General features: G+C 40.9%; 8 protein-coding genes. 6 read left to right on the forward strand and 2 right to left on the reverse strand.

Features of this window, described 5'->3' with window-relative positions; all coding sequences use genetic code 11:
• Positions 1 to 120 precede the first annotated feature (120 nt).
• The 3 genes from BMZ99_RS16225 to BMZ99_RS16235 all read left to right on the forward strand — a co-directional run bounded on the left by BMZ99_RS16225 (position 121) and on the right by BMZ99_RS16235 (position 2,884).
• Positions 121 to 600 (forward strand): MarR family transcriptional regulator, encoded by a 480-nt coding sequence (locus BMZ99_RS16225; RefSeq protein ID WP_090939534.1) that lies wholly within the window; start codon positions 121 to 123, stop codon positions 598 to 600.
• A gap of 143 nt (positions 601 to 743) precedes the next feature.
• Positions 744 to 1,979: an MFS transporter gene (locus tag BMZ99_RS16230; protein ID WP_090939537.1), complete on the forward strand. Its 1,236-nt coding sequence runs from the start codon at positions 744 to 746 to the stop codon at positions 1,977 to 1,979.
• A 254-nt stretch (positions 1,980 to 2,233) separates the two neighbouring features.
• A complete protein-coding gene (locus BMZ99_RS16235) occupies positions 2,234 to 2,884 on the forward strand; it encodes a hypothetical protein (RefSeq protein WP_090939540.1) in 651 nt (216 codons plus the stop codon).
• A 39-nt stretch (positions 2,885 to 2,923) separates the two neighbouring features.
• On the opposite strand, the gene BMZ99_RS16240 is transcribed toward BMZ99_RS16235, so the two are convergent.
• The gene (locus tag BMZ99_RS16240; protein WP_175490579.1) at positions 2,924 to 4,075 is read right to left on the reverse strand and encodes a GGDEF domain-containing protein; all 1,152 of its coding nucleotides are present in this window, start codon (positions 4,073 to 4,075) and stop codon (positions 2,924 to 2,926) included.
• A 188-nt stretch (positions 4,076 to 4,263) separates the two neighbouring features.
• On the opposite strand from BMZ99_RS16240, the gene BMZ99_RS16245 reads away from it, so the two are divergent.
• On the forward strand, positions 4,264 to 4,893 hold the full coding sequence (locus BMZ99_RS16245; protein WP_090939546.1) for a class I SAM-dependent methyltransferase: 630 nt from the start codon (positions 4,264 to 4,266) through the stop codon (positions 4,891 to 4,893).
• Positions 4,894 to 5,030: 137 nt separating this feature from the next.
• Here BMZ99_RS16245 and BMZ99_RS16250 read toward each other — a convergent pair whose 3' ends face one another.
• Positions 5,031 to 7,202 (reverse strand): TonB-dependent siderophore receptor, encoded by a 2,172-nt coding sequence (locus BMZ99_RS16250; protein WP_090939549.1) that lies wholly within the window; start codon positions 7,200 to 7,202, stop codon positions 5,031 to 5,033.
• Positions 7,203 to 7,627: 425 nt separating this feature from the next.
• On the opposite strand from BMZ99_RS16250, the gene BMZ99_RS16255 reads away from it, so the two are divergent.
• Complete coding sequence (locus BMZ99_RS16255) at positions 7,628 to 8,611, forward strand: helix-turn-helix domain-containing protein (protein ID WP_090939552.1); 984 nt, start codon at positions 7,628 to 7,630, stop codon at positions 8,609 to 8,611.
• Between the two features lie 146 nt (positions 8,612 to 8,757).
• A partial coding sequence (locus tag BMZ99_RS16260; RefSeq protein WP_217645104.1) for a transposase occupies positions 8,758 to 9,013 on the forward strand: 256 nt, incomplete at its 3' end.

Raw genomic sequence — 9,013 nt, forward strand, 5'->3', positions numbered from 1 at the left:
AGTATCGCAAAGTAATAAAAAAACAGGGAACACCCGTTGCATTTCCCTTTTATATTGTTGAAATAGAAACAAAAATTTAATATAATAGTGGCAATGCACCAACGGGTGGGAGGACAGGGCATGAACAAAGAAGAGCAGGTCATAATGGGTTTCAGGGATTTATTCAATAAGATGGTTTGGCTTAATAAGTCTAAGATGGAAGACAGCCTTAAGGGGTATAAGTCTTCTGAAGTACATTGCATCGAATACATTGGAAGAAATGTAGATCCCAATGTGACAAAACTTGCGGAGTCCTTTTATATGACTAACGGTGCCATCAGTAAACTCACTAAGAAGCTCATAAAAAAAGGCATTATCGAAAGCTACCAGAAGCCGGAGAACAAGAAAGAAATCTATTTTAGGCTTACTGAGCAAGGGAAAATAATTTACGAAATCCATGAGGAACTGCACAATGAATTTCAAGAGCGGGACAAAGCCGTATTTGCGCAGGTAACCGAGGAACAATTTGACAGTATGCTGAGTTTCGTAGAAACGTATAGTAGGCATTTGGATGCAGAAATAAAGAAACTGAGTGTAGATAATAAGTCGGAATTTGAATAATGAAATGAAAGTACAGGCAGCCAATTCTATTGAGAACAGGCTGCATTTTTATTGTGATTATTTTGTTGACGAGGAAACAAAATAATGATAGGATAAATATGTTTCCGAGGAAACAAAAATGCAGTTTTGAAGGGAGAATTTAAGTGTTCACATTTAGATCACACAATGAACAGGACACAGAACAAACTGTAGATAAACACGCTTTATTATTCGGTCTCGTCTCTGTGTTTCTTTGCGGAATAGGCTTTAGTATTATAATACCTGTCGTTCCATTCTTAGTGCAGCCTTATACAAATAATCCGGGAGAACAAGCTATCGTTGTTACGCTGCTGACCTCTGTCTATGCAGTCTGCGTGTTTTTTTCGGCTCCTGCTTTTGGAGCTTTGAGCGACAAATATGGCCGTCGTCCACTGCTCTTAATATGCCTTTTGGGTTCTGCAATCGGGTACTTTGTTTTTGGCATAGGGGGAGCTCTATGGGTATTATTTGCTGGGCGCATAATAGAAGGTGTAACAGGCGGGAGCATAAGTACGATCTTCGCATATTTTGCAGACATTATTCCGCCAGAACAGCGAACCAAATATTTTGGATGGCTGAGTGCGGTTGTAGGCGTAGGTACCGTCATTGGTCCAACGCTAGGCGGATTCCTTGCCAAGTTTGGTTATGCTGTACCCATGTATTTTGGAGCAATACTAACGGTATTGAATGTTGTTTATGGATTCTACTTTATGCCTGAGAGCCTAGACAAGAATAATAGACTGAAAGAGATTGCCTTTGTAAGATTGAACCCATTTACACAGCTTGCAAACCTACTTTCCATGAAACACTTAAAAAGGCTGCTTGTCTCAGCGTTCTTACTTTGGATAGCCAACGGGTCTTTACAGGCAGTTTTTTCGCAATTTACAATCGATACTTTCAGTTGGAGGCCTGCAATAATCGGACTTATGTTTTCAATTATGGGCTTCCAAGACATCATTTCACAAGGTTTCATAATGCCGAAGCTTTTAAAAAATTTGAGTGATAAGCAGATCGCAATTCTTGGAATGGTTTCGGAGATTATAGGATACAGTCTTATTGCAGCATCGGCTTTGTTCTCATTCTATCCTTTTTGTATCGCTGGAATGTTTATATTTGGTTTTGGTGATTCGATCTTTGGGCCTTCATTCAATGGAATGCTCTCCAAATCTGTCGATTCTCGTGAACAAGGAAGGATTCAAGGAGGCAGCCAATCGATTCAGGCTTTAGCAAGAATGATTGGACCTATCATTGGAGGTCAAATCTATGTATCACTCGGGTCTGCTGCACCCGCTTTTATGGGTATGATCCTTATAGCAGCGGCAATAGCAGTTTTGCATAAGGGTACGCATGCAACGATATAAACACCGATTCTTTTTAGGCAAGCAGCCGTTTTCATTTTTACTATAGAAGAGGTAAGAACTTTGAAGTAGAGATTCTGGTAAAATAATGATTGATTATAGTGTAAAGATATAACAGGAATTAGCAGTTATAAAGAGAAGCTAACAAAGAACTTGCTCCATGTCCCATGAAACTGGTTTTTACAGGACCATATGGAGAACAAATTAAGCTGCTAGGAATGTTGTAATAAAATCAAAACTTTTATGAGGTGATTGGTATGGCAAAATTCTTTTTTCCAAGCTGTAAGGCAAAAGCTTCGTATACACAAGCAAGTGAAAAATTGCGTATCTACATGAAAGATAGATATGATATTGATTCAAGCGGGTGTTGTCGCGCAGAGCATCAAAAGCTAACAGCTCAGGATGGAGCAATTGTTGTCTGTAATAATTGTGCCGCTATAATGGAGGAAAGCTCTCAGACTGAAAATATTGAGTTTGTCTGGGCGTTGATCGACGATGATGCTGATTTTCCATTTCCAGATTATCAGAGCGAGATCGTAACGATTCAGGATTGCTGGATTGCTTTTGAAAAACGACATCTTCAAGATACGGTACGTTCTCTTTTGAAAAAAATGAATATTAAGTATGTAGAACTGGATGAAAACTTTGAAAAGACCAAATTCTGTGGTGTGAACCTATTAGCTCCCTGTACACCAAGCAATGCCAAACTGGCCCCCAAGCGCTATGTAGAGGAAGGAGCGAATATGTTTACCCCTTGTTCCCAAGAGGAACAGATAGCATATTTTCAAAAGTACTGTACACAAATTCAGACAGAAAAAGTTGCATGTTATTGTAAATTCTGTAGAGAAGCAATCACGATGGGAGGAAAACAGGGGATCCATTTGTTAGAGTTGCTTTTTCCATGCTAAGGGTGAGGGGGAAATAACGAATGCCTTTAGACACAACCCTTAGAAAATGGCCTGAACAATCTGATTTCGTCCATTTTTTTTCGCTTGTAACAAGGCTTTGTCTGCCTGCTTAATTAAATTATCCATGTCCGTAAGTATCGCTGGAACCATAGTGGCTGTGCCAATACTAACAGTATATTTAGGAATCGATACATCATTGGCAAAAAGCAGCGCTAGCTTTGCTTGGATTTTTTGCCCGAGGATAAGTGCATCTTTAGCCGTGGTGTTGGGGGCAAAGATAATAAACTCTTCACCACCGTATCTGCCCAACAAATTATCGGCACCAATAATGCCTTGCGTTTCTCGGCTAAAATGCGCTAATACCTTATCGCCGACGATATGACCATACGTATCATTAATAACCTTGAAATAATCAAAATCAATCATAAATATTGAGGCTGGTTTTTGCTGACGGATCAGTAGTGAGAATCGTTTTTCTGACAGCTGCAGAAAATACATGCGGTTATAGATACCTGTCAGATAGTCTTTGGTAGCCGTTTCTTTCAGCTTTATGTCAATAATCTCGCGAGTCATTAGCAAATATGCCATTGTGCTTACCAGCGTATGTATATATATGCTTATAAACGAAATCATTTGTAATAATGAAGCCGTGAATAATGTATAACTCTCGCCTATTAGCAAGCCATCCAAAGCTCGAATAACCTGATGAGCAGCTAAAAATACGAAGAATAATGCCAATGTTTTTCGTAATTTTGTAGCAGCGCTGTGAAAAAAAAGTCCGGCTGCTGCTGTTAACGAATAGAGCGCTAAAATCATAGCACAGAAAAAAACTCTATGCCCCATGTTTACCCCTGCCAAATATATGAACGTAAATACTAAAATGATTACGGATACTACCTGTGTCCAGCGCCTCGTTACGCTTTTAAGAGGTACTCTATCAACATGAACGATACTGTAGACTTCCAAGGCGACACCAATGAAAATGACACTATTTCCTATGATAATGGAGAAATCAATCGGTACTGCCCCCCTAAAAAGACCTAAAGCAGCACCAATGGTTTGCAGTAGTTTCCCATATATATAATGTTGCATTAAACCTTCAAAGCTGGTAGTTTTCACGAAAATAACCAGCATCAAAAGCATAACAAGATTTCCTAAAAGGGTAAGAAAATAAACTGTATATGTATCCAACAAAGACAACCCCAGCTCACCTCGACAATACATTCTCCGCTAATTATTTCTCTCGGATAATAATACCATGATGCAGGAAATAATACTATAAGCCAAAAGCCTCAAGGGGGAAGCAAGGGGATTAACCACCGTATCTCACGTCTTTGCTATAGACAGAGCCACAATAAAGTAGTAAGGGAGATAGAGCTGTGACAGAATTCTGGGAGTCAAGTTTTATAGAAAAACAAACAATGTGGGGATTTGAACCTTCAGACTCGGCAATCTTGACAAAAGACTTTTTTCTTGAAAGAAAAGTCAAGGACATATTAATACCGGGTATTGGATATGGCAGGAATGCAAAGATTTTTATTGACAACGGAATGAATGTAACAGGTATTGAAATTTCAAAAACAGCAATTAATTTGGCAAGACAAAATGGCATTGATAATAATATCTATCAGGGGTCAGTAACTGAGATGCCCTTTGATAACAAGCTTTATGACGGTATGTTTTGCTACGCGCTTATTCACTTATTGAATAACAGCGAAAGAACGAAATTTATTAAAGATTGCTATAGTCAGTTAAAACCAAATGGATACATGATTTTTACTACTATTTCAAAAGAGGCCCCAATGTTTGGAAGGGGCAAACAACTGGGTAAAGACTATTTTGAGATAATGGATGGGGTAAAAATGTTTTTTTATGATTCTGACTCGATAAAACAAGACTTTGGGAAATATGGACTGATAGAATTTTCGAACATTGTTGAGCCGCATAAAGATGTAGAAAATAAACCTTCGTTTACATTTATAATGGTAACATGTCAAAAAAAACTATAAGATATTCGTAAGCAGGTGCAGTCATTACACTAAAAAATGAGAAGAAATATAAAAATCCTGCACCCAGGTGTATAACATAGGTGCAGGATTTAAAAAAAGAAGAACTTGGGGGCGGTCAATCTCATTCCACGTGAGGTTTACCAGCGGCGTGTAGCGGTCAGAATAAACGTGCGCCCGGGACTGACTGTTTCGTAATAATCACTTGTCCAGGAACTGACAACATATTTTTTGTCAAATACATTGTGAATATTGACGGAATAGCGCCAGGTATTGGCATCATAGCGAAGCAGTGCATCGGTCAACACCACGCCACCCAATTTAACGGTATTATCATAATCATAGCGTGAGCCAATATAGCGCAAACCTGCGCCAAATCCCCAACCCTTGCCTGATTTACCCTCAACTGCTTCTGGAGCTGCTGTATCAAACCAAAGCGATGCACTGTGTTTAGGAACATTGGCCGTTGTTTTACCAAGGCGCGTACTATCGTTGCTTTTGGTTACTTCATGTTTAGGCATGAAAGTATAGGAGGCAGTGATATTGAGACCTTTCAAGGCGGCGATATTAGCTTCTAATTCCAGGCCTTTGGCGGAAACTTCACCAGTTTGAACCTTAAAACTTTCCTGCCCTGTGTTCAATGGATCGGAAGTCAGCGTATTCTGTTGCTTCAGGTCAAAAATAGCAGCGGTATATCGGGTGCTGCCGTCTTCCGGCTTGTATTGTATGCCCAATTCGTATTGCCGGCCGGTAGTCGGATTAAAAGCATTGCCGTAACGATCGGTGCCAGTCTGACCTTCAAAAGATTCATCATAGCTGATATAGGGAAATAATCCATTGCCGGCATCACAAACCAAGCCCATGCGACCAGTAAAAGCATCCTGGTCAATGCGAGTATGTCCATTCGTTTTGCGGTTTAACACATTACTGTTGTAGCTGTCGTAGCGCCCCCCGGCAATTGCAGTCCACCGCTGGCCAAACTTGAGCTGATCCTGAAGGTACCAGCCGTTTTGCCTGACTTTAGTATCGGTTATAATGCTAAAAGCCGGAGTAGTGATTGTCTGACCATAATTCATTGTGGAAAGATCAAGAGATGGTGCCGAGTTGTTGCGGCCCCAGCTATATATGTAATTGTTGTTTTGATAATCAAAGCCGACCAGCGTAGTATGCTCCACCACCCCACCCGACCACTTTGCCTGGAAGTGAGTATCAATCACATCTGCGCTAAGGTCGGCTGTGAGATAATTGGCTCTGCGGCTGGCGATGCCATTGGTTACGTCGGCGACTTCCATATACTTAAAATCTGTAAAAATATCGGAGTGCCGGGCACTCTGTGCCACCGACCATATATTGTTAAAACGATGCTCGAAAATATAGCTGATTTGTTTGTCATCCCTGATGAAACGGTCATAATTGGGTTCGCCGTAAAAGCCGGTTTTGGAATAACCATATAAAGCATGACCAGGCAGGTAACGATAGGGATTGGTGTCAAAACTTCCCTGAATATCGTCCTTCTGGTAATGGACTAATACGGTGAAGCTGGTAGCCTCATCCGGCTTCCAGGTTAGGGCGGGAGCGATCATTTTGCGCTTTGCACTGCTATAATCAGCTGGCAGATCTTCATCAGAGGCGAGAGCAGTTAGGCGGAAAAACACATTGTCCTGTTCATTGACTTTGCCACCCAGATCGATAGCAGTACTGCGCATGTTATCATTTCCAGCTTGTATACGGATTTCTCGTATGTCACCGCTGGTAGGCCGTTTCGTTACTTGGTTGATTACGCCGCCGGGATTATTGGCACCGTAAAGAATGCCAGCCGGTCCACGAAGCACTTCAATTCGCTCGAAACTGTACGTATCATAATCTGAAAGTGCAAAGCTGCCCCATAGCATTTTCAAGCCGTCAGTATAGGTTGAATAGTCATTAGTGAAGCCGCGAAGATTAGCTCGAAAGCTCCGAGAATCCCGGGAATAGGTAGCGTCACTAAAGCCAGGTGTATAGCTTAAAGCATCGAACAAGTCAGTAACGCCACGTGCTTCTATTTGCTCTTGGGTAATGATACTGATTGAACGGGCTGCTTCTTCAAGCGGCGTGTCGGTTTTGGTGCCGACACTGCTGCGTCTGGCCACATAGCCATTGTCTGATGCAGCATCTTTATGTGCTGTAACCTCGATCCCATCCAGTGTAAACTCATGTTGATCGGAATTGCTTTCAGCAGCATGAACTGTTGCCGAGTATTGCCATAACAAGTTAGTGCCAATCAGAACATAGAGCAGACTTTTCTGTACTGATCGGGCTGCTTTTTTCTTCATACTTTTCTTGACTCCCTTTTGTAACGACTGGATGATATTACGCTTAATGATCAATTAATAATAATAGTGATTATCATTGAACGGTAAATAAGAACAATAAGTTTGCCCTTGGCATGCCGGCACTGGCTAACTGGAACTAATTATAACAAGGCAAACTTAAGGCAGTCAACGGACTGATCGTAACCTCTGGAGAAGGTATTGAAGTATCCAAAAGTCGACATGAATGAGATTGTTTCTCATATTATAAGTTGACTTTATAAGTTTAATGCGTTTTAGAGGTATAGTTTTATGAACCTTTGGAACGAAATATCCTATCTCTGCTGTTCAGTCAGGAATCGTAACATGCTATAATAAGGCTTAAATAGATACGTAATGTAACAATATCGTAAGGCCTTACTCCTGCTGGCGCCTGAAAGGATCAAAGTATGGGAACCAATGAATATTTTAAAGGCAATGAAGATTTGATGATGCATTTAGGCTGCACTAAAAAAGATGATGGAAACGTTAGCAGATATCGGCTGCCATCCGAAAATGGTAACAGCTGGCTGGTGGATGTTAAGCCTCGGCCAGGCCTGATTATTACCAATGCTTATTTTACCCTGCATCAGTCAGTCACCTGGATGTGTGAAATTGAGCAGCCGGGATTGTGGTTGTGTTCTTTCGACTGCGGTGACATGACAATTGTAGAAAAGGGCAAGAAAACCAGACAGTTGCAGCGAGGCGTTCATTTACTGGTTAATCGCGGCAAGTCGTTCAAAAAAATATTTGGCAGCGAAGAGCCTATTCGGTACACTGCTGCTTGGATTTTTAGCGATTTTATTACAAAGTATCTTAAGGACCGGGGATGGGTTGAACCTCTTTCTATAGACGATGCTCTAAATTGGGAAAGCCATTGCTATAATGTACCTGAATTAGTATTGGCCTTCGAGCAGCTAAAATATGGCATTAGGCAGAAAGAACCGCCGCTTATGTATCTCGAAACAAAGATTATTGAGATTTTATCGCTGATTGTATTGAACATGGGGCTTAATGGTTATGATGAAAGATTTGAAAAAACAAAAAGGGCAAAATTTCTGACCTATCAAAATATGAAATTTATCATGCGGGTTAAGGCGGAATTAGACAAAAATATTTTATCGCCGCCGCCTATTAGAGACTTGGCTGTTATTGCGGGAATGGGTACGACCAAGCTGCGTCTCTTATTTAAGGCGCATTACAAGCTGACGATTGCTGACTATGTACGGCAGGAAAAGATGAACTATGCGTTGCGATTATTGTGGAAAGATGATATGAGCATTCAAAATATCAGCACGTTTTTGGGGTATGAGAGTCCCAGTAAGTTTACTGTTGCCTTTAAAAAAGTCCATGGACTTACGCCGCGAGATGCCAGAAAAGTATTTAATCTTTAAGGAGCAATCCTGGCTGATATATTTCTTGTGATACAGCAAAATAGGATAAGAAAAAAAGGGGCTGTCGCACTAGCCCTAAAAAACAAAAATGGCAACCGGCAGTAGCCGGGAGCCATTTTTTTGTGTAAAATCAAGTTTGTTGGAACATGAAAATACAAGCAAATTATATAACAGACACAAATATATATCAACTAGTCTTGCCGATGGACATCGGCGAGATGATCCCAGAAGATGACTCGGTACGGTTACTCAGCGCAGTGTTAGAAAGGCTGGATTATAGCAAACTGTACACTACGTACTCCCGAATGGGGAGAATCGAGAGATCACCGAAGCGTCTATTTAAAATTCTTGTCTATGGGTACATGAACGGCATCTATTCAAGCCGCAAGCTGGAACAGTCTT

This window comes from Pelosinus propionicus DSM 13327 (assembly GCF_900114615.1).
In the GTDB taxonomy this organism is placed as follows: domain Bacteria; phylum Bacillota; class Negativicutes; order DSM-13327; family DSM-13327; genus Pelosinus; species Pelosinus propionicus.